We start from the raw sequence: 19,962 nt of genomic DNA on the forward strand, positions 1-19,962 counted from the left end.
CCGGTTCGAAATTCGAAAACGGAGAACGAGCGATGAAGCATATCACCCAGATTCTCGCCGCCGCGGCCATTTCGATGGTCGTGTCGGTCCCGGCCTACGCCGAAACCACCCTGACGGTTCACTATCCCATGCCCGGCTTCTTCAAGAACGTGATGGACACGATCTCGAAGAAGTTCATGGAGGAAAATCCCGACATCAAGATCCAGTTCGCCGCTCCCTCGGCCACCTATGAGGAAGGCATCCAGACCATCCTGCGCCAGGCCGGCACCAGCGAGATGCCCGATGTCACCTTCATCGGCCTCAACCGCCTGCGCATGATCGACGAGCGCAATGTCGCCGTCGACCTCGGTCCCCTCGTCAAGAAAGAGGGCAACATGGCCGAGCAAGGCTTCTCGGACACGATCCTGAAGCTCGCCCAAGTCAAGGGCAAGCAGGTCGGCCTCGCCTTCGCGACGTCCAACCCGATCATGTATTACAACGCCGACCTGGTGAAGGCTGCCGGCGGCAACCCGGACAACCCGCCGAAGACCTGGGACGAGGTCATCGCGCTTGCCGGCAAGATCAAGGCGCTCGGCAACGGCGTCGACGGCATGGACTTCCGCTGGCAGGGCGACGACTGGATGTTCTCCGCCCTCCTCTTCGGCGCCGGCGGCAAGATGCTGAGCGACGACGAGACGAAGGTGGCCTTCAACGGTCCCGAGGGCCAGAAGGCCGTCGAACTGATCCAGCGCTTCGTCAAGGAAGGCGGCATGCCGGTCTTCACCAAGGCTGCCGGCGAACAGGCCTTTGCTGCGGGCAAGGTCGGCTTCGAATTCCAGACGACCGGCGCGCTCGTCAACACCATCAAGAATGTCGGCGCCAAGTTCGACCTGCGCACTGCCAAGCTACCGCTGATTGACCCGGTCAACGGCCGCCTGCCGACGGGCGGCAACGCCGTCGTCATCCTGACCCACGACCCGGTCAAGGAAGAAGCCGCCTGGAAGTTCGCCAAGTTCGCCGCCGGCCCCTATGGCGCCTCTGTCGTCGTTCCCGGTACCGGCTATGTTCCGAACAATGAGCTTGCTGCCAAGTCGGCCGAATATCTCGGCGACTTCTACAAGAAGAACCCGCTGTTCCAGGCCGGCCTCAGCCAGATGTCGATCATGGTTCCCTGGTACGCCTTCCCGGGCTCCAACGGCGTCAAGGTCACGCAGACTATCGTCGACAACCTCTCGCGCATCGTCGATGGCTCGGCAGAGCCGAAGGAAGCGCTCGACGACGCCGCTTCCGACGTCGAGGGCCTGCTGCCACGCAGCTGATCTTTCGAACCCATCTGAAACATCCGCGCCGCCTCTTAACGAGAGGCGGCGTTTTCATATGCAAAGGTATGTCAGGATTGGAGGGGGAGATTGCGCACCGTTCCGCCGGAACGCAGCCGATAGGGCACGGTCAGATGACGCGGCGGCGCGGCATTCTCAGCCATATCGAGCAGCAGCGAGGCGGCAGCGGCACCCATGGTTCCATCCGGAATTTCCACCGTCGTCAGGGACACCTCACCCAGAAAACCGAGGGAAATCCCGTCGAAGCCGGCGACGGAAATATCGCGCGGGATCGAAAGACCCTGACGCCGGAGCGCGCCCATGACGCCGAGCGCCAGAAGATCGTTGGAGGCAATGATCGCCGTCGGACCGAACCGGGAAACGGCATCCGAAAGATCGAGCTGTTCCAGGCTATTCACGAAGGAAATCTCCAGGGCATCGAGAGGCTGTTGCCCCGCCCCTTCCATCGCCCTGATATAGCCGAGATAGCGTAGCTTGGCTCGATCCGATGCCGCGAAGTGGCCTGATATGAACAGGATACGGCGGTGCCCCCTTTGCAGGAGGTGCTCGGTCAGGTCCCGGCCTGCACCGAAATTATCGGTCGCGACCGCAGCTGTGAAGCGGCTGGTCGGAAGATTTCCGAGCAGCACGGTCGGCGGGAGGGCGGATGACAGGACCAGACTGCGTTCGGGATCGCAGAGCGTGAGGATCAACCCAGTCGGCTGCTGCTGGAGCAGCGAGGCGACGGCATCGACCTCCTGTGCTGGATCGTAGTTCGATTGCGCGATCAGCACGCTATGCCCCGCGTGAAGGGCTCGGTTCTGGATACTCGAGAGCGAAGCTGCGAAAACCGGATTGGTGATGCTGGGAATGAGCACGCCGATCGCCGGCCGGCCATTGGCGCTGCGACTGCCGGCGCGATAGCCAAGCTCTGCCGCCGCCCGGCGCACGCGCCGTACCATCTCGTCGCTGACCGGACCGGTGCGATTCATCACCCGGCTGGCGGTCGCAACGGAACAACCGGCGCGAAAGGCGACCTGCTGGAGCGTCGACATGATATCAATCACCTCCGGCTTCGGTGTCAGCCCTCGACTGGTGCAGCCCTAAGGGAATGTCGGGGATTTATATCAGGCCGATGACACTTATTTGACAGCCCTCCGCGCGCACCGCGACAATCCGGCCCTTGATCTTTGCTGCAGCGCAGCAGATGCTCGTCCCGCTCGCAGCCGCCAATGATGCTGTCATCAACCGATGCCATGATTGCCGCACTGTGATCCGCAGATCCGCCCCTCGAAAGGATGCTCTCATGTCAGAAGCACGGACGCCTGCCTCCACCACCGACAAGATCGAAAGACTGTTTTTCCTCGATATCAACGACGGACGAATCCTCTCCTCCGCCATCGACGGCACCGATTTGAAGCTCATCGTCCAGCGGCAAGGCCGCAGCCCAGACGGCATTCTCGTCGATAGCGAGAACGGCTGGATCTACTGGACGGAGATGGGCAACGACTACAACGCCCATGACGGCTCCATCGAGCGCATGGACCTCGACGGCGGCAACCATATCACCCTGATCCCGCCGGGCAGCACGCTCGTCACGCCGAAGCAGATCCAGCTCGACCGTGACAACGGCAAGCTCTATTGGTGCGACCGCGAAGGCATGCGCGTCATGCGCGCCAATATCGACGGCAGCGATATCGAAACCCTTGTGCAGAACGGCGACAGCCCGGAAGATAGTGCCGATATTGAACGCTGGTGCGTCGGCATTGCCCTCGATCTGCCACTCGGCCAGATCTATTGGACCCAGAAAGGACCGCCGGATGCCGGTCTCGGCCGCATCTTCCGTGCCGGCATCAATATTCCCGCCGGCGAAACCGCAACAAGCCGCAGCGACATCGAAACCCTGCTCGACAAACTGCCCGAACCGATCGACCTAGAACTGGATCTCGCCACCCGCACGATCTACTGGACCGACCGTGGCAATCTCCCCCGCGGTAATACCGTCAATCGCGCAGCGATGAACGATATCGCCGCAACCTCCGAAGTCGTCCTCGAGGGCCTGGACGAAGGCATCGGCCTCTCACTCGATCTCCCCAACAACCGCATGTTCTTCACCGACATCGGCGGCAATCTCTATTCCGCCAGCCTCGATGGTTCGGGCGAGCGAGAACTGCTGCACCATGCCGGCTCGTTCACAGGGATTGTTTACGCGGAGATTTGAGGTTGGAATATGCTTTGTGTGCCTAGCGTGGCGCTTTGGGGCCGACCCTCGTCCTTCGAGGGGCACTCCTTCGCCAAGCTCAGTCGCTCCCGCCTCAGGATGAGGGCGGGACAAGCCGCTCGCCTGAAGCAATGATGCTGAAGCTATTTTTATTTGGTGCGTTTGGTGGAAGAGAGTAGCCCTCACCCTGAGGAGCAGGGCTATCGCATATGGAGGCGGATGAGCACCATAAGCACCTTCTCCCCTTGGGGAGAAGGTGGCCCGAAGGGTCGGATGAGGGGGTTATCGATTTGAATTCATGGATTTTTGTGGTCTTGGCGGGCACCCCTCATCCGCCTGGCGGCACCTTCTCGCCGCTGGGGAGAAGGGGACGGCGGCGATCTCCGCTCATATGCGATAGCCCTCACCCTGAGGAGGGTCCGAAGGACCCCTCGAAGGGCGAGGGCGGATGAGGCTGTGATCAGTTACTTGCGCACGCCATCCAGCAGATGCGGCAGCGACTTCACCCCATCGTCACGCAGCTCAGCCGGCAGCAAACCTTCCGGCAGATCCTGATAGGAGACCGGGCGCAGGAAGCGGCGGATGGCGAGCGTGCCGACCGAGGTCGTGCGGCTGTCCGAGGTCGCCGGGAAAGGCCCGCCATGCACCATGGCATGGGAGACTTCGACACCGGTCGGCCAGCCATTGGCGAGGATGCGCCCAGCCTTGCGCTCCAGCACCGGCACCAGCTTGGCGGCCGTCGCATAGTCATCCGCTTCGACCTGCAGCGTCGCGGTCAGCTGGCCCTCGAGCTTTTCCGCAACGGCGATCATCTGATCGACGTCTTTGCAACGCACGAGAAGGCTTGCTGCGCCGAAAACTTCGTGGCCCAGACGCTCGTCGGCGAGGAACTCCTCCGCTTCTGTCTCGAAGAAGATGCCCGGGCTCCGGTTGACGCCTTCGGCCGGGGCGCCGTGAGCGACGGTCTTGACAGCCTCATGTTCTGCCAATGCCGCAACGCCCTTGTCGAAGGCGGCGTGAATGCCTGGTGTCAGCATCGGTGCGGGCGCACGGCCGCTCAGCGCATCGCCGGCGGCCTGGACGAAGCGGTCGAGATCGGGGCTCTCGATTGCAAAAAGCAGGCCCGGATTGGTGCAGAACTGACCGGCACCAAGCGTCAGGGAATCGATGAAGCCGGTCCCGATCGCCTCGGCGCGCGCGGCAAGTGCTGCCGGGAAGAGGAAGACGGGATTGACGCTGCTCATCTCGGCATAGACCGGGATAGGTTCCGGCCGGGCAGCGGCAATAGCGCCAAGCGCCAGACCGCCGCCGCGCGAGCCGGTGAAGCCGACGGCCTTGATGCGGGGATCGCGCACCAGCGCCGCACCCGTCTCATTGGCGCCGGTCAGCAGCGAGAATGTGCCTTCCGGCAGACCGCAAGCGGCGACGGCGGCGCGAATGGCGCGGCCGACAAGCTCACCCGTCCCCGGATGGGCAAGATGGCCCTTGACGACGACGGGGCAGCCGGCGGCAAGAGCCGAAGCCGTATCACCACCGGCAACCGAGAAGGCGAGCGGGAAGTTGCTGGCGCCGAAGACGGCGACCGGACCGAGCGGGATCTGGCGCAGACGCAGGTCCGGCCGCGGCAGCGGCTTGCGCTCCGGCAAGGCCGGATCGACGCGCAGATCGAGCCACTCGCCGGCACGGACCACCTGTGCGAAGAGCCGCAACTGGCCGACGGTGCGGGCGCGCTCACCCTGCAGACGCGCCACCGGCAGGCCGGTCTCTTCCGTCGCCCGCTCGATCAGTGCATCGCCGATTTCCATGATATTGTCAGCAATCTTTTCGAGGAATGCTGCGCGCTGTTCGGGAGTGGTCGCACGGTAAACGTCAAACGCCTGCGCCGCCAGTTCGCACGCCTTGGCAACGTCGCTCTCGCCGGCGATCGCGAAAGCCGGCTCCAGGCTTGCGCCGGTTGCCGGGTTGATGGCACGCACGGTTCTGTTGCCGCCGGTGGAATCTGAGCCGATCAGCAGATCGCCGCGAATCTCGAAAGACTGTGTCATGGGTATTCCTTAATGATGTCGGAGCGCTAGGTGGCGCTGCGAGAGCAGATAGCAGGACGGGATGACAGATATAAGATGATAATCGTCATCTAATTATCAAGGTACAAGTCCTGAGATCAAGGCGTCTGCGTCAATTAATCATACTTTTTCCAGATATGGCGCTGCGGCCTCTTTCGTGCCAATTTAGCGCCCATCCGAAAGACCGAGTGCGACCAAGTCCCCATGTCCATTGCACTTCTTGGCGATCCGATCGTCCAGTTCTTCATTCTGGTTGTCGTCGGCACGTTCGTCAGCCGCGTCATGCTGCGTCGTCAGCGGGCCGGCCGCCTGATCGGTCAGGTCGCCTTTTTCGTCTGCCTGACCGCACTTTTGTTCTATCACGGCATCGTGCCCTATGAGCCGAGCCCGCCGCAGGACTCGGTGACGCTGCGCACCTTCACGGGCTTTGCCAAGATCGTCTGGTGGGTCAATGGTGCCTGGGTACTGATCGCCTGCGTGCGGCTGTTCCTGATTTTCGAGCGCAAGCCCCGCGAAGGCCGGCTGCTGCAGGATCTGATCGTCGGTGTCATCTATCTCGGGGCCATTCTCTCCATCGTCGGCGATGTTTTTAGTGTGCCCATCGGCACCTTGATCGCGACATCGGGCGTCTTCGCCATCATTCTCGGCCTTGCCTTGCAGAGTACCCTGAGTGACGTCTTCTCCGGCATCGCTCTCAATCTCGGCCGCCCCTACTCCGTCGGCGACTGGATCGTGCTCGAAAATGATGTCCAGGGCCGCGTCGTCGAAACCAATTGGCGCGCCACGCAATTGCTGAGCGGCACCAACGATCTGGTCGTCATTCCGAACAGCATCCTTGCCAAGACGCGGCTGACCAATCTTTCCGCGCCCGACGAGAGCCATGGCGCCACCGTCACCGTTCGGATTCAGCCCACCACTCTGCCGCGCATCATCGCGGATGTGATGCAAAACGTCTTGATCAGCTGCAATTCGATCCAGAAGAACCCCGAACCCAATGTCGCCATCAATTCCATCGATGGGCAGGCGATCGAACTGCAGCTGTCTTTTCGCGTGCGCGACATGTCGCTGACACAAGCCGCGAAGAACGAGATCTATGATCTGCTATTTCGCCACGCCAAGGCGGCGAACTTGAAATTCGCCGATCCCCCCGGCACGATCATGCTTCCGATGGAGCAAAAGCCCGAGGCGGCCGACGAGAAGCAACATGCACCCGGAACGCCCTGGCGATTGGTCAGCAATATCCCTCTGTTCTCTTCGCTGACCGAGGATGAAAAGGAACATCTGGCATCGCATATGCAGCGCCGGACCTACCGCAAGGATGCCGTCATCGCCGAACAGGACGCCCGCATGCGGGCGCTCACGATCGTCCGCTCGGGCGTCGTGAGCATCACCCGCCGCGAAGGACATCGCCAGATCGAGCTGACGCGCCTTGCGCCAGGGGATTATTTCGGGGAGAACGGGCTGCTGATGGGGTCGGGTGAAGTCGGGACGGTTCGCGCCCTGACCTTCGTCGTCACCTACGAAATCGGCGAGGAATGTCTGGCGCCGCTATTGCACGATCGGCCGACCCTTGCCGAAGAGCTCGGCGCCATTCTGGCAAAACGCATAGAGGCGGAGCAGCATCTATTCGCCAATGTCGATATGCTCGGCCATGGCACTCACGTGACCTCGCTAAGCTCGCGCATCAAGCATCTCTTTCAACTGCAGCAGCACGATTAGGCCGCGTCCGCTGCCTTCGTTGATCGCGAAACAGCAAAGAGATTTCGCCCGATGGCGCGGGCGGTGTCGAGATGGGAACTGATATCCTGCGTCTCCGTCAGCAACAATTCGGAGGTCGCGACGGGAGCGCCGCAATAACCGAAAATTCCATGATCGATCTGCGTCCTCATGGCGCCGAAATAGCCGTGGCGCGCATAGGTGCGCATGGTCGCACCGCCGATGGCGATCAGATGGACGCGGAGATGGCCTAACCTTTTGATCGTTCCGTTACCCGGTATGTCGTCATAGGCCCAGCCATTGCTGAACACCCGGTCGATCCATCCCTTGAGAAGCCCGGGCATGGACCACCAATAGACGGGATAGACGAGCACCAGTGCATCCGCGCGATCGATCCGCGCCTGCTCGGCAACGACATCTTCGGGCGATGGACCTTCTCTGAGATGGGCTGCAATATCGGCAGCGCTGAACCTCGGATCAAAACCTTCCGCCGTAAGATCCGCGATTTCGAATGTAGCGCCCGAAGCCGTTACACCCTCGGCGACTTTGGCCGCGACGCAGTGGCTGAAAGAAGCCGAATTCGGATTGGAGACGACGATAAGCGCGTGCATGTGAAAAACTCCTGCTGACACATTGTGAGCGGCGGCTCAGTCTTATATACTTTTAGTAAGTTACTGTTGGTATATAGCAATGTCAAGCATGCAGACAAAGAAACCGGAGTCCCGCAGCCGGCTGACGCGGGGGGAGCGCTACCGGCAGCTCATCGAGGTCGCCTGGCAGATCATCGGCCAAGAGGGAACGGAAGCCCTGACATTGGGCCGGCTTTCTGAGCGTGCCGGCGTGACGAAACCTGTGGTCTACGACCACTTCGCGACTCGTTCCGGCCTGCTGGCCGCGCTCTATCGCGAGTTCGATATCAGGCAGACGGAGGTGATGGACAAGGCGCTTGATGCAAGTACCCCGACACTGGCAGGTCGGGCGGAGGTGATAGCGGCCTCCTATGTCGATTGCGTGCTGCTGCAGGGGCGCGAAATACCCGGCATTATCGCCGCGCTCGCGGGCTCGCCGGAGCTTGAAAAAATCAAGCGCGAATATGAAACGGCCTTCCTCGAGAAGTGCCGTGCGCTGCTTGCTCCCTTCGCTACTACCGGTTCCATTGCATCGGCAGGCCTCTGGGCGATGCTGGGTGCGGCCGAAGCCCTGTCCTATGCCGCGACGACGGGGGATATCAGCCCGCAGCAGGCAAAGGACGAACTCTTTGAAACCATCAAGGCCATGGTTGCGAGAAACAGATGAAGGCCAGCCAACGCCGCCGCATTCCAGGTAGAGCCCCGCATGGCGGTCAGTTCGATTGCGGTGTCGGCACCGCCTTGACCTGCCCCGTATAAAACGACTTGGCATCGCCCGTGAACTGCTCGCGCGACGCTGGCCGCGTGTAGAACATATGGCCGCCGCGATAGAGCTTCATCTCCATGCGATCCGCAAAAGCGGGTGGCATATGGTCGAGCACATATTTGTTCACGCCGAAGGGAATGACGAGATCGCTGTAACCCTGCCCAATCATCACCCGGAATGATGGCGAGAGCGACAGCAGCTCCTTGAGATCGTCGCCAACACCGGCGGTTCCGCGCGAGCCGCCATTTCGCCCACCCCATTTCCATTCCCTGTTCACGGATGACGATAGCAGTGTGTAGGTCATGTCGGTATGAAAGCCCAACTCGTCACGGGCATAGCCTGAAAAGGCACCGCCATAGGCGCGGACGAAGCCATCCAGAACCGGATCGCCGCCATGCTCGGCCTCCGACTGCGGATAGGGGTCGGGCGCCAAGAAAGAAGCATCATAGGCGCTCGCAACATCCGCCCCATCGCCATCGGAATGCTTGCGATAGACCCCGCCGAGAAAGCCCTGGTTCTTGGCGACGACATCCTGCGGTATGCCGGCCAGCTTCGCCACGCGCCCATAGAAGGCTTGGCCGGCATCTCCCGAGGGCGGGCGCCCCGCAAGGGTTGGCAGATATTCGTTTAGGGCAAACGCCTCGGCATCCTGAACCGCCTTCTCGCTGAAGGCATTTTGCCGTTCCAGCTCGGCCGCCGCCAGCGACGGCAGTTGCAAGGCTGCGCCAAGCGCATCCTCACCGCCGCCAAAGACGAACCGGCCCTCCAGCAGGGGCGACAGCATCACGACGCCGGAAATCAGAATGCCCTGATCCTCGCGCAGGCTGTTGGCAACCTTGATTGAACGAAATCCGCCATAGCTCTCCCCGAGAATATATTTCGGCGATGCCGCCCGGCTGTTATGGGCGACGTAGAGGGCAATCGCCTTGGCAAGGCTTTCGGCATCGCTGTCGACGCTATAGAAATCATTCTGATCATCGGGCTTTGCGGTGCGGCTCCAGCCGGTGCCGATCGGGTCGATCAGCACGAGATCGGTAAATTCGAGCCAGCTTTGCGGATTGTCGACCAGCTTGGCATGGGCGCCATCGCGCCCGTCTGCGCCGAAATCGACGATGCGTGGGCCGACGAGCCCGAGATTGAGGAAGGCCGAAGCCGCGCCCGGCCCGCCGTTGAACACGAAGGTCACGGGGCGGCTCGTATCGCGGTTCTTGGCGACATAAGCAGTGTAGAAGATCGCGGCACTGCGCTGACCATCCTGGCCGAAAAGATCGAGCGTTCCGGCTGTCGCCGTGTAGGGAATGGTCTTGCCATCGGCATTCAGCACATGATCGCTCACCGCATCAGGCGACAGGAGCGAGAGCACGCCACCGGCGCTTGCAGGCGCGCCATGGCCTTGCTCGGGCGGAGCGGCGAATGCTGTTGCCGATAGCAGCGAAAGGGCCAGCGCCAGGCCGGGAACTATCTGGCGAAAAGACATGAAATAACATCCTCCAAGGGGATCGTCGCATAGACGTCATTACCGGCGATACTATGTCACGAACGACAAGCGCCGAAACTCAAGAGATGTTGATTGATGGTCTCGGCCTTTTCGAAGAACCATGATCTTGAGGGTCTATATATCGTTTGCCAAAGTGGTATGTGCCGCGGGGACATCAGCCGATAATGAGATCGCAAGGGAAACGACGATGAAACAGGATATCGAAATCAAGACGGCCGACGGCACCGCCAAAGCCGCCATATTCCGCCCCGACAATGGCGCGTCAGCCGAGCATGGCGTGATACTCTATATGGATGCCATGGGTCCGCGCGCGGCGCTCGATGGCATGGCGCAGCGGCTGGCTGATGCCGGCTATATCGTGCTGCTTCCCGATCTCTTCTATCGCTTCGGCGCCTATGGCCCCTTCGACGGCGGTGCCTTTGGCAATCCGGCCTCCCGCGAAACGATCATGACGATGCTGCGCGGCACGACGCAGGAAATGACCAAAGTCGATAGTGCTGCCTTCCTCGACGCTCTCTCAGCTGCCGGAGCCAAAGGTGCGGCCGGCGTGGTAGGCTATTGCATGGGCGGGGGCCGCGCGCTGACTGCCGCTGCCTCTTATCCCGATCGCATCGCGGCAGCCGCAAGCTTCCACGGCGGCAATCTTGCGAGCGACGCGGAAGACAGCCCGCACCGGCTCGCCCCCAATATCAAGGCGCGCGCCTATATCGGTGTCGCCGGCGTCGACAACAGCTTTCCGCCGGAACAATCGGCGCGTCTTGCCGAAGCGCTCCGCACTGGCGGCGTCGATCACACCATCGAAAACTATGTCGGAATGGCGCATGGATGGACCGTGCCGGATCATGGCGTCTATGACGAGACCGGCGCCGAAAGGCATTGGAAGCGGCTGCTGAACCTGTTCGAGGAAGCCCTGGTGTAATCGATTGATGGCGGCATCCCGTTGGCATTACGAGCGGGATGCCGCTATTCGATCCAGAGATCAGAACTTGATCCTGTCGATGCTGGTCAGCGTCGTCTTCTGGGAGACGCCGGGCGCATTGACCATGTGCCAGGCCACATATTGCTCGCCATAGAGCTCTGTCGATGACATGCCGTCGACGGGCAGCACGATATTCATACCATTCAATGCAGCATCCGTTGCCGTATCGAGCACCGCGCCCTCAGAGGCCGTACCCGTGACGATGACGGTCTTGATGCCTTTGTCGGAAAGAATGCTGCGCAGGTTGGTGCCGATAAACTTGTCCGGGCCGGATTTGACGATCGGTTCGCTCGCCAGAGGCGCCAGCGCCGTTGCGATATCCTGCGCCTCGCCAGCGCCGGCCAGACTGAAGACGACGAGCATCTCCTTGGCGCGCGCCTGATCGAGCAGAGTTTTGACCTTGGGGACGGACGCCAGACAACGCGGCTTGATTTTTGCATTGCACGGCCCTTTGGTCGGGTCCTGTGCGCCATTGAAATCAAGGATCAGAAGCGCCGTCGTTTTCGGATCGACGGTTACCTGCTTCAGCTCCGGCGCCGCCGGTGGCTTCACCTTCTGCCAGTCATCGATGATCGTCTGGGCGGCCGCCGGCGAGGTCAGCGCAGAACTGAAGCCTATGCATAGGATTGCAAAACCCGCACCGAATGCGAAGCTTGTCTTGCCTACCCTGCCGCTTGTTTTTCTGATCGAGTTCCTCTCCTGCATCGACGTCCTCTTGGATTGACGGTGGTGGAAGAGAGATAGGCCATAAATTCCGACAGGGCACCGAAACTCTTCGTGATGCGCCGCCCGCCCGGATCACGGCGAGCAACAGGAGCCGCTAGAGCGGTTCAGTTTTTCACGGAATCTCTGAGCCGCTCTATCCCTTTGTTTTCACGCAATCCCGGACGGAAAACCGCTGCGCATTTTCCCGCAATTGCTTTAGGCGCCGGCATCGTCGGACGGCTGTTCGCTACCTTTTTCGCCACCACGCAGCTTCTCCAGCAGATTTTGCAATCCCTGCCTGATCACTTCGATTTCGCCCGAACCGGCCATGTCGGACCAACGCTGCTCCACCATCTTGCCCGCGGCCATGGCGACCGGCCGCACACCCTTGCCGCGCTCGGTCAGAAACACCAGCCGCGCACGCCGGTCGTTCGGATCCGGTCGCCGTTCGACATAACCCAGGCGCTCCAGCTCCTCCACCGCCTGGGTCATCGTCTGCTTGCGCACATGGGCGAGCTTGGTGAGTTCGCTCACCTGGATGCCTTCCGGACGCGCGAAGGTGAAGACATTGGAATGCGGCGGGCGGATGTCACGGAAGCCGGCCTCCTCCAGCGCGGCATCGACAGCCTGCGCATAATGCTGATGAACGAGCCGCAAAAGCAGGCCCAGCGACAGATGGGAGGATATAGGTTCTTTCATGGATATAGACAGGTACCTGACCATTATGATAGATAGACAGGTACCTTACCATTCCTACCAAGGAAAGGATATCCACATGCCCTCGCTTAACGTGCTGGATTCAACCATTTTCTATCAGGACACGGGAACGGGAACGCCTTTCGTCTTCCTACATGGTAATCCCACCTCATCTTACCTCTGGCGAAATGTGTCGCCTGGCGTCACCACGTCGGGCCGTCGTCTGGCGCCTGACCTCATCGGCATGGGCCGCTCCGGCAAACCGGATATTGCCTACAGCTTCCACGATCACGCCCGCTATCTCGACGCCTGGTTCGACGCCCTGGCGCTGAACGATGTCGTGCTTGTCGGCCACGATTGGGGCGGTGCGCTCGGATTCGATTGGGCAGCTCGCCACCCAGAGCGTGTGCGCGGCATCGCCTTCATGGAAACGATCGTCCGGCCGATGACCTGGGACGATTTTCCGGGCGCGCGTCCTCGCTTTGAAGCTCTCCGGTCGCCTGGTATCGGTGAGACCAAAGTGCTGGACGAGAATTTCTTCATCGAGCAGGCATTGAAGGTTACCGTTCTCAACGGCCTCAGCGAAGAGGATCATGCCGTCTACGCGGCACCCTATCCGACGCGCGACAGCCGACGACCGCTGCTCGCCTGGCCCCGCTCGATGCCAATCGAAGGAGAACCGGCCGACGTGATCAAGCGCATCGAAGCTTATGACGCCTGGCTGGCACAAAGCGCTGATGTCCCGAAGCTACTGCTGACCTTCGAAGGACCGGCAGAGACATTGCTAATCAGCGAGGTGATGACCGCCTGGTGCCGGGAGAATATAGCCGACCTCGAGATCAGGAATTGCGGGCCAGCCAGGCACAATGCGCCGGAAGATCAGCCGGAGGCCATCGCGTCAGCGATTTCCGACTGGGCGGATCGTCACGCCTTCTCCAGATAGGCCTCGTAATCGAACAGGAGCCTTGCGCCACTCGTGCTCGATCACTAACCACCGGGAACAATCCATCGTTGACAAAAACCTGCCAGCCCATAATCTGCGCCTAAGCCCTTGCGATTGCCCATTTTTCTTTTGGAGATCGGGATCATGCCGGCAAACTGCATGAGACGACTGGTTCTGGCAGGCATTCTCCTAGGCATGTCTGCCTATACGGCGGTGGCCGCACAGACACTCGACACTATCGCGCAAAAGGGCACGATCCGCATCGGCTATATCAGCGACGAAGAACCCTTCTCCTTTAAGAAGAAGGATGGCAACCCAACGGGATATGCCATCGACCTCTGCGGCAAGATTGCCGATGCTGTCGGTACCAAGGTCGCCAATCTGAAGCGGGACTATGTCGAAACCACGCTTGCCGATGGCTTCGATGCAGTCAAAAGCGGCCAGGTCGACCTTCTCTGCGGCGCCATCACCATCAATCTCGGGCGACGTCAAAGCGTCGACTTCTCGCAGCCGATCTTCATCACCGGCGCAAGCGCCCTGCTGCGCAAGGATTCGCCCGATTATCTGATGGCTTTGTTCCTCGACAAGCGGCTGGCGCAAGTCTCCGCCAAGCCCGCCCCCGCAACGAGCACGATCGGCGTTCGCGCCGACACGACGACAGGCGCGACCCTGCGCGAAGCGCTGGGCTCCGACGTGCCGAAGACGCGGATCGCCGATTTCGCTACGCATCAGGACGGCCTGGTCGCGCTCGAAAACCACAAGATCGATGCCTATTTTGCCGATCGCGCCCTGCTCTTCGATCTCGCTTCTCATGCCCGCAATCCGTCCACACTCGCCATCGGCAACCGTCTCTTCACACATGAGCCTTATGGCATCGCCCTCCGGCAGGATGACTCCGCCTTCCGCCTGCTCGTTGATCAAACGCTAACCGAGATCTACCAGTCGGATGATTTCGCCAAGCTGCTGACCACCTATTTCGGCGAGGAAGGCCCGGTCTTGCGCCGCGAGATCATGATGCAGTCGATTCCGCAATAATGCGGCAGCAACTTTCCGGTTGTCACAAAGTCGCCTTTGCGACAGTTCTCCTGATCATATGTCGCCAACAAACCCAACCATTCCGGACGGGACAGCGTGACGGTCGTCGTGCAAGCATCTTCAATATGTCGTAGACAGGCTCTGGTCGCCGCCGCACACGTCATAAAATCCGTATTCAATATCAATCAGGGTCGCACGCAATGGCAGTATTTCCTCAAAAGGCGAAGGTCGTCATCATCGGTCTCGGCGGTATCGTCGGCGCATCGATCGCCCACCATCTGATCGAGCGCGGCTGGGACGATATTGTCGGCATCGACAAATCAGGCATCCCGACGGATATCGGCTCGACAGCGCATGCCTCCGACTTCTGCTATACGACGAGCCATGATTTCCTTTCCTGCTGGACGACCCTCTATTCCATCGATTTCTACGATAAGCTCGGCCACTATGCCCGCGTCGGCGGCCTGGAAGTCGCCCGCGTCGGCGATGATGACCGCATGGCTGAAATCAAGCGCAAAGTGACCTCGGGCAAGGCCTTCGGCACACGCGCCCGCCTGATCGAGCCTGCCGAGATCAAGGAAAAATTCCCGCTGATCGAGGAAAGCATGGTTCAGGGCGGCATGTGGGACCCGGATGCCGGCCTCGTCATTCCCCGTTCGCAGACCGTTGCCGGCAAGCTGATCGACCAGGGCGAGAAGAGCGGTAAGCTGCAATCCTTCGCCAATACGCCGGCCCAGTCACTGATCGTTAAGGATGGCCGCATCAGCGGCGTCGTCACCCATCGCGGCACGATCGAAGCCGAATATGTGATCGTCTGCGCCGGTCTCTGGGGCCGCCTGATCGCCGAAATGGTCGGCGAGGACCTGCCGGTCATGCCGGTCGACCATCCGCTGACCTTCTTCGGCCCCTACAACGAGTTTGCCAATACCGGCAAGGAAATCGGCTTCCCGCTGATGCGCGACCAGGGCAACTCCGCCTATATGCGCGACACCGGCGACCCGAAGACCGCCGAAGGCGGCCAGATCGAATGGGGCTATTACGAAGAGAAGAACCCGCGCCTCTGCCACCCGCGTGATCTCCTCGAGAAGCACGAGGCCCGTCTTTCTCCCTCGCAGCGCGATCTCGATATGGAGCAGATCATCGAGCCGCTCGAACGCGCCATGGAGCTGACGCCGATCCTCGGCGAACTCGGCTACAATGAGGGCCATTCCTTCAACGGCCTCCTGCAGGTCACGACCGATGGCGGCCCATCCGTCGGCGAAAGCCAGAAGGTCCGCGGCCTCTGGTATTGCGTCGCCATCTGGGTGAAGGACGGCCCGGGCTTCGGCAAACTGGTCGCCGACTGGATGACCGACGGCCGCACGCCGATCGATCACAACAGAATCGATTATTCCCGCTTCTACCCGCATATGCTGGAAGAGAAATTCATCGAAGGCCGCTGCACCGAGGCCGCGCAGAAGATCTACAATCCCGCTGTCCATCCGCGCGAGCCCTACGCGACCGGCCGCAACATCCGCCGCTCGCCCTTCTATGAGCGCGAAAAGGAGCTCGGCGGCTACTTCATGGAGCTTGGCGGCTGGGAGCGCGCGCATGGCTATGCCGCCAACGAGCACCTGCTGGAAAAATATGGCGATCGCATTCCCGTGCGCGAAAACGAATGGGATAACCGCCATTTCTGGCGCGTCTCCAATGCCGAGCATCTGGCGCTCAGCGAAGATTGCGGCATCATCAACCTCTCGCATTTCGCAATGTACGACATCGAGGGCCCCGATCATGTCGAGCTGCTGGAATGGCTCTGTGCGGCCAAGATCGGTGGCGATGCCAATATCGGCAAGGGCATCTACACCCACTTCCTCGACGACGAGGGCATGGTGCGCGCCGACTTCACCGTCATCCGCATGGCCGACCGTTGCCGTCTGATCGACGGCGCCGATGCCGGCCCGCGCGATTTCCATTACATGCGCCGTGTTGCCCAGGATAAAGGTTTAGACGTCACCATCACCGACGTCACCGAACGCTATGTCACGATCGGCATCTGGGGGCCGAATGCTCGCACCAACCTGCAGAAGGTTGTCGAGAACCCTGAAAGCCTCTCGCACGAGAACTTCCCCTTCGCCGCCATCAAGCAGATCCGCGTCGCAGGCAAGAACGTCACGGCCTTCCGCATCTCCTATGTCGGCGAACAGGGTTGGGAACTGCACATGGCCTATGGCGACGCGCTGGCAATCTGGGATGCGCTGCGTTCGACGGGCGCCATTGCCGTCGGCGTCGAGACCTATGCAAACAGCCGCCGCATGGAAAAGAGCCTGCGCCTGCAGAATGCCGACCTGCTGACGGAATATAATCTTCTCGAAGCCGATCTCGCCCGCCCGAAGGTCAAGGAGGCCGATTTCCGCGGCAAGGCGAAGCACCTCGAATACCGCGCCCGCGAGCATCAGCCGGCCATGCTCTGCACGCTTGTGATGACCGACAATATCGACTCCAACGGCGTGGCCCGCTACCCCGTCGGCATCCTGCCGGTCATGGATCCCGAAACCGGCGAAACCCTGGTCGACGAGCTCGGCCGCCGCTCCTTCACCACCTCGATCGCCTACGGCCCGACAATCGGCAAGAACATTGCGCTCGCCTATCTCCCCTGGTCCTATGCCCAGGAAGGCCGCAAGCTGAAGGTCGAATATTTCGGCGAGACCTACCCGGTCGAAGTCGCCGGCGTTGGCTACAAACCGCTCTACGACGCAGAGAACCTGAAGCCGAGAAGCTGATCTCCAACAGACCGGAAAGCGAGGTCATGCCTTGCTTTCCGGTCGTCTGTCGGGCCGGACGCCTGTCAGGTCGTGTGATCGATGATGGCTTGCGCAATCTCGTCAATATCGCGCTCGTGGATTTCGTGCCCTCCACCCTCGACCCGGTGCAGCCGGGCATCTCGCACGACCTTGGTGAAGGCCTCGCCGTGCCCTATGGGAAACAGCGGATCGGCCGTGCCATGGATCGCAAGCACCGGCAGCTTGATATCGGAAGCTTGAAGTCTTTCGGGCCTTTCCTCGCTCACGAGCGTAAAGTGGTTCGTGGCACTGGCAAATGAAGGCGCCCGCGCCATGTCGCGGGCGATCAAGGCACTTGCAGCGTCGGGATCATGCGGGTGCCGGGTGCCGGCAAGCATGGCCGTATCGCGACGCAAAAAATCGGCAATGGCCTCGAGGTTCGACCAGTCGATTGCTTCGGCAGACTTGGAATGCTCTTGATAGGCCTTTGTCGAGGAAGGCAAGCCCTCGACTCCGAGCGGTGATGTGCTGATCAGCGTGAGCGTCCGAACACGTCGAGGGTGGCGCAACGAGACTTCCTGCGCAACGACGCCGCCCATCGACATGCCCACCACATGCGCCGTTTCCAATCCATAGCCGTCGAGAATGGCGATGGCATCGTCGGCAAGGTCGCTGAACGAATAAGACGGCTCGCCTTGCGGATAATGTGTCGAAAGGCCTGTATCGCGCTGGTCATATCGGATCACATAGCGTTGACGGGCGGCAAGCGCCTCGCAGAACCCCTCCGGCCACCACAGCATCGAAGCCATCATCCCCATGATCAATATGATGGGCGGGCTGGAGGGATCACCGAAAGCCTGGGTCTGAAGTTTCGCTCCCTTGACCTCGATTGACGTCTCGGTGGCGATGAATGATCTCGTTTCTTCCATGACAGAATCCATCCGATTGCAAATCGCAACTGGATTGATATTGCATAACTGCTCTTATTATGCAATCAGTTTATGAGGAAGCTGCAACACGGTCATCGACGTCCGTCAGAGCAGTTCCAGAGAAGCGCTCAGCAGTTTTCCATTCGGAATTGCGTGGGAATAATGCCGTTGGAGCTGTTGGAAGATCTTGCAAGAACTGCGCCCGATGGAGATCGAGGCGAGACAGGGGAGGCTTGTAGTGCTGCAATGTGCTGATTTTTACGACGCTGAACTATCACGGCATAACCGGCATTTGCGGGCCGCTGCCCGCGTCCGGACCCATGACCGGATACTCGATATCGGCTGCGGCGCTGGGCAGACTACCCGCGAAGCAGCTCTTGCCGCGACACAAGGCAGCGCAGTCGGCGTGGACACGTCCGCCGAGATGCTCGAGATTGCGCGCCGACGTAGCGCTGAGGCGGGGTTGCGCAACGTCAGCTTCGAGCTGGGTGACGCTCAAGCTCACAACTTTCCAGCCGCCAGCTTCGACCTATGCATCAGCCGGTTCGGCGTTATGTTCTTTGCCGATCCGCCGGTGGCATTCGCCAACATCGCCCAAGCAATCCGCCCGGGTGGACGCATCGCCTGGATGGTATGGCAAAGCCAGGAGCGCAACGAATGGTCAAGCGCCATCAGGCATGCGCTGGCTCCGGGAAACGCAATTCCAGAAAATGCCGGCAAGCCGTTCTCGCTTGGCGATCCCACCATGGCCAAAGAGCTGCTAAACGCCGCCGGCTTCACCTCGATCGACTTCACCGAGGTGAAGGAACCAGTGTTTTATGGAGCAAATGTCGAGGCCGCCCTCGATGCCCTTGCCGGCCTCTATATGGTCAAGGACGCACTCATGTACACCAACGAGGCACCCGACCAACCACTGCAGCGGCTGCGTGATTTGCTGGAAGCGCATGTGACCTCCGAAGGCGTGCTGTTCAACTCCCGCGCATGGATCATCACCGCTGAGCGAGTCCGTTGACTGAGCAGCCGTCGCCTATCCCGGCGAAAGCGCTACAACGCAGATCTATGAACGCTCGCTTATGTTTTGGGCCTGCGATAGCTGACCTTGGTGATTGAGAACGCTTGGTTCCGTGTTTGCATTGTTTGGGTTGTTGCGAGGGCTTGCTGATGGTTTGGAGGCATGAGGCGTTGCTGGAACGCAAAAAGCCCGCGGGAAGCGGGCGTTGTGGGTAATATTGGTTGCGGGGGCAGGATTTGAACCGTTTGTTGCTTCGAACAGTCCACTGGACTGTCCGATCGAGCTATGCTCGAGCGCGCCTCACCCTTCAGGTTATGGTCCGCAGGACGACGAGCTACCATCGCCAGCAAAGCGGAATGCTTTGCGCCAGCGATAGGGTCTTGGCGATGTATTCAGTTGGAGAGATTGGTTGCGGGGGCAGGATTTGAACCTGCGGCCTTCAGGTTATGAGCCTGACGAGCTACCGGGCTGCTCCACCCCGCGCCAGCGCAAATCGCGGAGCGATTTGTCGCGAGTAGCAAGCCTTAGGCTTGCGTCATCCACGATAAACCGCGGAGCGGTTTATCGTGTGTTTCCAGCGTAAACCCGAGGGGTTTATCGCGTGTAGTCACCCTTGCTGTGGGTTCCCACCAAATTCCAGAAGCGTTTGTGCTTCCCTTCAGAAGCGACAAAGGCCGCGTTAGCGGCCTATTGTAACACGGCCTGGCCGC

Annotated in this window: 16 protein-coding genes and 1 tRNA gene; 9 read left to right on the plus strand and 8 right to left on the minus strand. The window is 60.6% G+C overall.

Annotation, left to right across the window (positions count from 1 at the left end):
• The first annotated feature begins 32 nt into the window (after nt 1-32).
• Nucleotides 33-1,298 (plus strand): ABC transporter substrate-binding protein, encoded by a 1,266-nt coding sequence (locus AC13RC_RS28110; protein WP_113354461.1) that lies wholly within the window; start codon nt 33-35, stop codon nt 1,296-1,298.
• 71 nt (nt 1,299-1,369) lie between these two features.
• Here the strand turns inward: AC13RC_RS28110 and AC13RC_RS28115 are convergent, their stop codons facing one another.
• Nucleotides 1,370-2,353, minus strand: a complete 984-nt coding sequence (locus AC13RC_RS28115; protein ID WP_113332481.1) for a substrate-binding domain-containing protein — start codon at nt 2,351-2,353, stop codon at nt 1,370-1,372.
• A 251-nt stretch (nt 2,354-2,604) separates the two neighbouring features.
• On the opposite strand from AC13RC_RS28115, the gene AC13RC_RS28120 reads away from it, so the two are divergent.
• Nucleotides 2,605-3,519, plus strand: coding sequence for a YncE family protein (locus tag AC13RC_RS28120; RefSeq protein ID WP_113389325.1), 915 nt, complete (start codon nt 2,605-2,607; stop codon nt 3,517-3,519).
• A 464-nt stretch (nt 3,520-3,983) separates the two neighbouring features.
• On the opposite strand, the gene AC13RC_RS28125 is transcribed toward AC13RC_RS28120, so the two are convergent.
• Nucleotides 3,984-5,564: an aldehyde dehydrogenase (NADP(+)) gene (locus AC13RC_RS28125; protein ID WP_488559198.1), complete on the minus strand. Its 1,581-nt coding sequence runs from the start codon at nt 5,562-5,564 to the stop codon at nt 3,984-3,986.
• Between the two features lie 222 nt (nt 5,565-5,786).
• Between AC13RC_RS28125 and AC13RC_RS28130 the strand changes: the two genes are divergently transcribed.
• Nucleotides 5,787-7,301: a mechanosensitive ion channel family protein gene (locus tag AC13RC_RS28130; protein ID WP_145636578.1), complete on the plus strand. Its 1,515-nt coding sequence runs from the start codon at nt 5,787-5,789 to the stop codon at nt 7,299-7,301.
• Here the strand turns inward: AC13RC_RS28130 and AC13RC_RS28135 are convergent.
• Nucleotides 7,298-7,909: an NAD(P)H-dependent oxidoreductase gene (locus AC13RC_RS28135; RefSeq protein ID WP_488559199.1), complete on the minus strand. Its 612-nt coding sequence runs from the start codon at nt 7,907-7,909 to the stop codon at nt 7,298-7,300. The genes AC13RC_RS28130 and AC13RC_RS28135 overlap by 4 nt on opposite strands.
• Nucleotides 7,910-7,988: 79 nt before the next feature.
• Between AC13RC_RS28135 and AC13RC_RS28140 the strand changes: the two genes are divergently transcribed.
• Complete coding sequence (locus tag AC13RC_RS28140; protein WP_488559200.1) at nt 7,989-8,594, plus strand: TetR/AcrR family transcriptional regulator; 606 nt, start codon at nt 7,989-7,991, stop codon at nt 8,592-8,594.
• A 46-nt stretch (nt 8,595-8,640) separates the two neighbouring features.
• Here the strand turns inward: AC13RC_RS28140 and AC13RC_RS28145 are convergent, their stop codons facing one another.
• Nucleotides 8,641-10,170: a S10 family peptidase gene (locus AC13RC_RS28145; protein WP_488559201.1), complete on the minus strand. Its 1,530-nt coding sequence runs from the start codon at nt 10,168-10,170 to the stop codon at nt 8,641-8,643.
• Between the two features lie 208 nt (nt 10,171-10,378).
• On the opposite strand from AC13RC_RS28145, the gene AC13RC_RS28150 reads away from it, so the two are divergent.
• Nucleotides 10,379-11,110 (plus strand): dienelactone hydrolase family protein, encoded by a 732-nt coding sequence (locus AC13RC_RS28150; RefSeq protein WP_488559202.1) that lies wholly within the window; start codon nt 10,379-10,381, stop codon nt 11,108-11,110.
• A 60-nt stretch (nt 11,111-11,170) separates the two neighbouring features.
• Here the strand turns inward: AC13RC_RS28150 and AC13RC_RS28155 are convergent, their stop codons facing one another.
• Complete coding sequence (locus AC13RC_RS28155; protein ID WP_488559203.1) at nt 11,171-11,875, minus strand: cysteine hydrolase family protein; 705 nt, start codon at nt 11,873-11,875, stop codon at nt 11,171-11,173.
• A gap of 216 nt (nt 11,876-12,091) precedes the next feature.
• Nucleotides 12,092-12,574 carry a MarR family winged helix-turn-helix transcriptional regulator gene (locus AC13RC_RS28160; protein WP_488559204.1) on the minus strand — a complete coding sequence of 161 codons (483 nt, stop codon included), beginning with the start codon at nt 12,572-12,574 and terminating at the stop codon, nt 12,092-12,094.
• A gap of 76 nt (nt 12,575-12,650) precedes the next feature.
• On the opposite strand from AC13RC_RS28160, the gene AC13RC_RS28165 reads away from it, so the two are divergent.
• The 3 genes from AC13RC_RS28165 (at nt 12,651) to AC13RC_RS28175 (ending at nt 17,311) form a co-directional block, all read left to right on the plus strand.
• The gene (locus tag AC13RC_RS28165; protein ID WP_488559205.1) at nt 12,651-13,514 is read left to right on the plus strand and encodes a haloalkane dehalogenase; all 864 of its coding nucleotides are present in this window, start codon (nt 12,651-12,653) and stop codon (nt 13,512-13,514) included.
• 144 nt (nt 13,515-13,658) lie between these two features.
• Nucleotides 13,659-14,549 (plus strand): amino acid ABC transporter substrate-binding protein, encoded by an 891-nt coding sequence (locus AC13RC_RS28170; RefSeq protein WP_488559206.1) that lies wholly within the window; start codon nt 13,659-13,661, stop codon nt 14,547-14,549.
• Nucleotides 14,550-14,749: 200 nt separating this feature from the next.
• Nucleotides 14,750-17,311, plus strand: a complete 2,562-nt coding sequence (locus AC13RC_RS28175; RefSeq protein WP_488559207.1) for a GcvT family protein — start codon at nt 14,750-14,752, stop codon at nt 17,309-17,311.
• Nucleotides 17,312-17,376: 65 nt separating this feature from the next.
• On the opposite strand, the gene AC13RC_RS28180 is transcribed toward AC13RC_RS28175, so the two are convergent.
• A complete protein-coding gene (locus AC13RC_RS28180) occupies nt 17,377-18,240 on the minus strand; it encodes an alpha/beta fold hydrolase (RefSeq protein ID WP_488559208.1) in 864 nt (287 codons plus the stop codon).
• 205 nt (nt 18,241-18,445) lie between these two features.
• On the opposite strand from AC13RC_RS28180, the gene AC13RC_RS28185 reads away from it, so the two are divergent.
• A complete protein-coding gene (locus tag AC13RC_RS28185; RefSeq protein WP_488559209.1) occupies nt 18,446-19,252 on the plus strand; it encodes a class I SAM-dependent methyltransferase in 807 nt (268 codons plus the stop codon).
• Between the two features lie 406 nt (nt 19,253-19,658).
• On the opposite strand, the gene AC13RC_RS28190 is transcribed toward AC13RC_RS28185, so the two are convergent.
• Nucleotides 19,659-19,735 (minus strand) — tRNA-Met (locus tag AC13RC_RS28190).
• Between the last annotated feature and the right edge of the window lie 227 nt (nt 19,736-19,962).

This window comes from Martinezella sp. CNPSo 3890 (assembly GCF_057784455.1).

What these genes read in the sequence shown, in the direction of transcription:
- AC13RC_RS28110 (WP_113354461.1), top strand. Translation starts at nt 33, where the DNA reads ATGAAGCATATCACCCAGATTCTCGCCGCCGCGGCCATTTCGATGGTC.
- AC13RC_RS28115 (WP_113332481.1), bottom strand. Translation starts at nt 2,353, where the DNA reads ATGTCGACGCTCCAGCAGGTCGCCTTTCGCGCCGGTTGTTCCGTTGCG.
- AC13RC_RS28120 (WP_113389325.1), top strand. Translation starts at nt 2,605, where the DNA reads ATGTCAGAAGCACGGACGCCTGCCTCCACCACCGACAAGATCGAAAGA.
- AC13RC_RS28125 (WP_488559198.1), bottom strand. Translation starts at nt 5,564, where the DNA reads ATGACACAGTCTTTCGAGATTCGCGGCGATCTGCTGATCGGCTCAGAT.
- AC13RC_RS28130 (WP_145636578.1), top strand. Translation starts at nt 5,787, where the DNA reads ATGTCCATTGCACTTCTTGGCGATCCGATCGTCCAGTTCTTCATTCTG.
- AC13RC_RS28135 (WP_488559199.1), bottom strand. Translation starts at nt 7,909, where the DNA reads ATGCACGCGCTTATCGTCGTCTCCAATCCGAATTCGGCTTCTTTCAGC.
- AC13RC_RS28140 (WP_488559200.1), top strand. Translation starts at nt 7,989, where the DNA reads ATGTCAAGCATGCAGACAAAGAAACCGGAGTCCCGCAGCCGGCTGACG.
- AC13RC_RS28145 (WP_488559201.1), bottom strand. Translation starts at nt 10,170, where the DNA reads ATGTCTTTTCGCCAGATAGTTCCCGGCCTGGCGCTGGCCCTTTCGCTG.
- AC13RC_RS28150 (WP_488559202.1), top strand. Translation starts at nt 10,379, where the DNA reads ATGAAACAGGATATCGAAATCAAGACGGCCGACGGCACCGCCAAAGCC.
- AC13RC_RS28155 (WP_488559203.1), bottom strand. Translation starts at nt 11,875, where the DNA reads ATGCAGGAGAGGAACTCGATCAGAAAAACAAGCGGCAGGGTAGGCAAG.
- AC13RC_RS28160 (WP_488559204.1), bottom strand. Translation starts at nt 12,574, where the DNA reads ATGAAAGAACCTATATCCTCCCATCTGTCGCTGGGCCTGCTTTTGCGG.
- AC13RC_RS28165 (WP_488559205.1), top strand. Translation starts at nt 12,651, where the DNA reads ATGCCCTCGCTTAACGTGCTGGATTCAACCATTTTCTATCAGGACACG.
- AC13RC_RS28170 (WP_488559206.1), top strand. Translation starts at nt 13,659, where the DNA reads ATGCCGGCAAACTGCATGAGACGACTGGTTCTGGCAGGCATTCTCCTA.
- AC13RC_RS28175 (WP_488559207.1), top strand. Translation starts at nt 14,750, where the DNA reads ATGGCAGTATTTCCTCAAAAGGCGAAGGTCGTCATCATCGGTCTCGGC.
- AC13RC_RS28180 (WP_488559208.1), bottom strand. Translation starts at nt 18,240, where the DNA reads ATGGAAGAAACGAGATCATTCATCGCCACCGAGACGTCAATCGAGGTC.
- AC13RC_RS28185 (WP_488559209.1), top strand. Translation starts at nt 18,446, where the DNA reads ATGGAGATCGAGGCGAGACAGGGGAGGCTTGTAGTGCTGCAATGTGCT.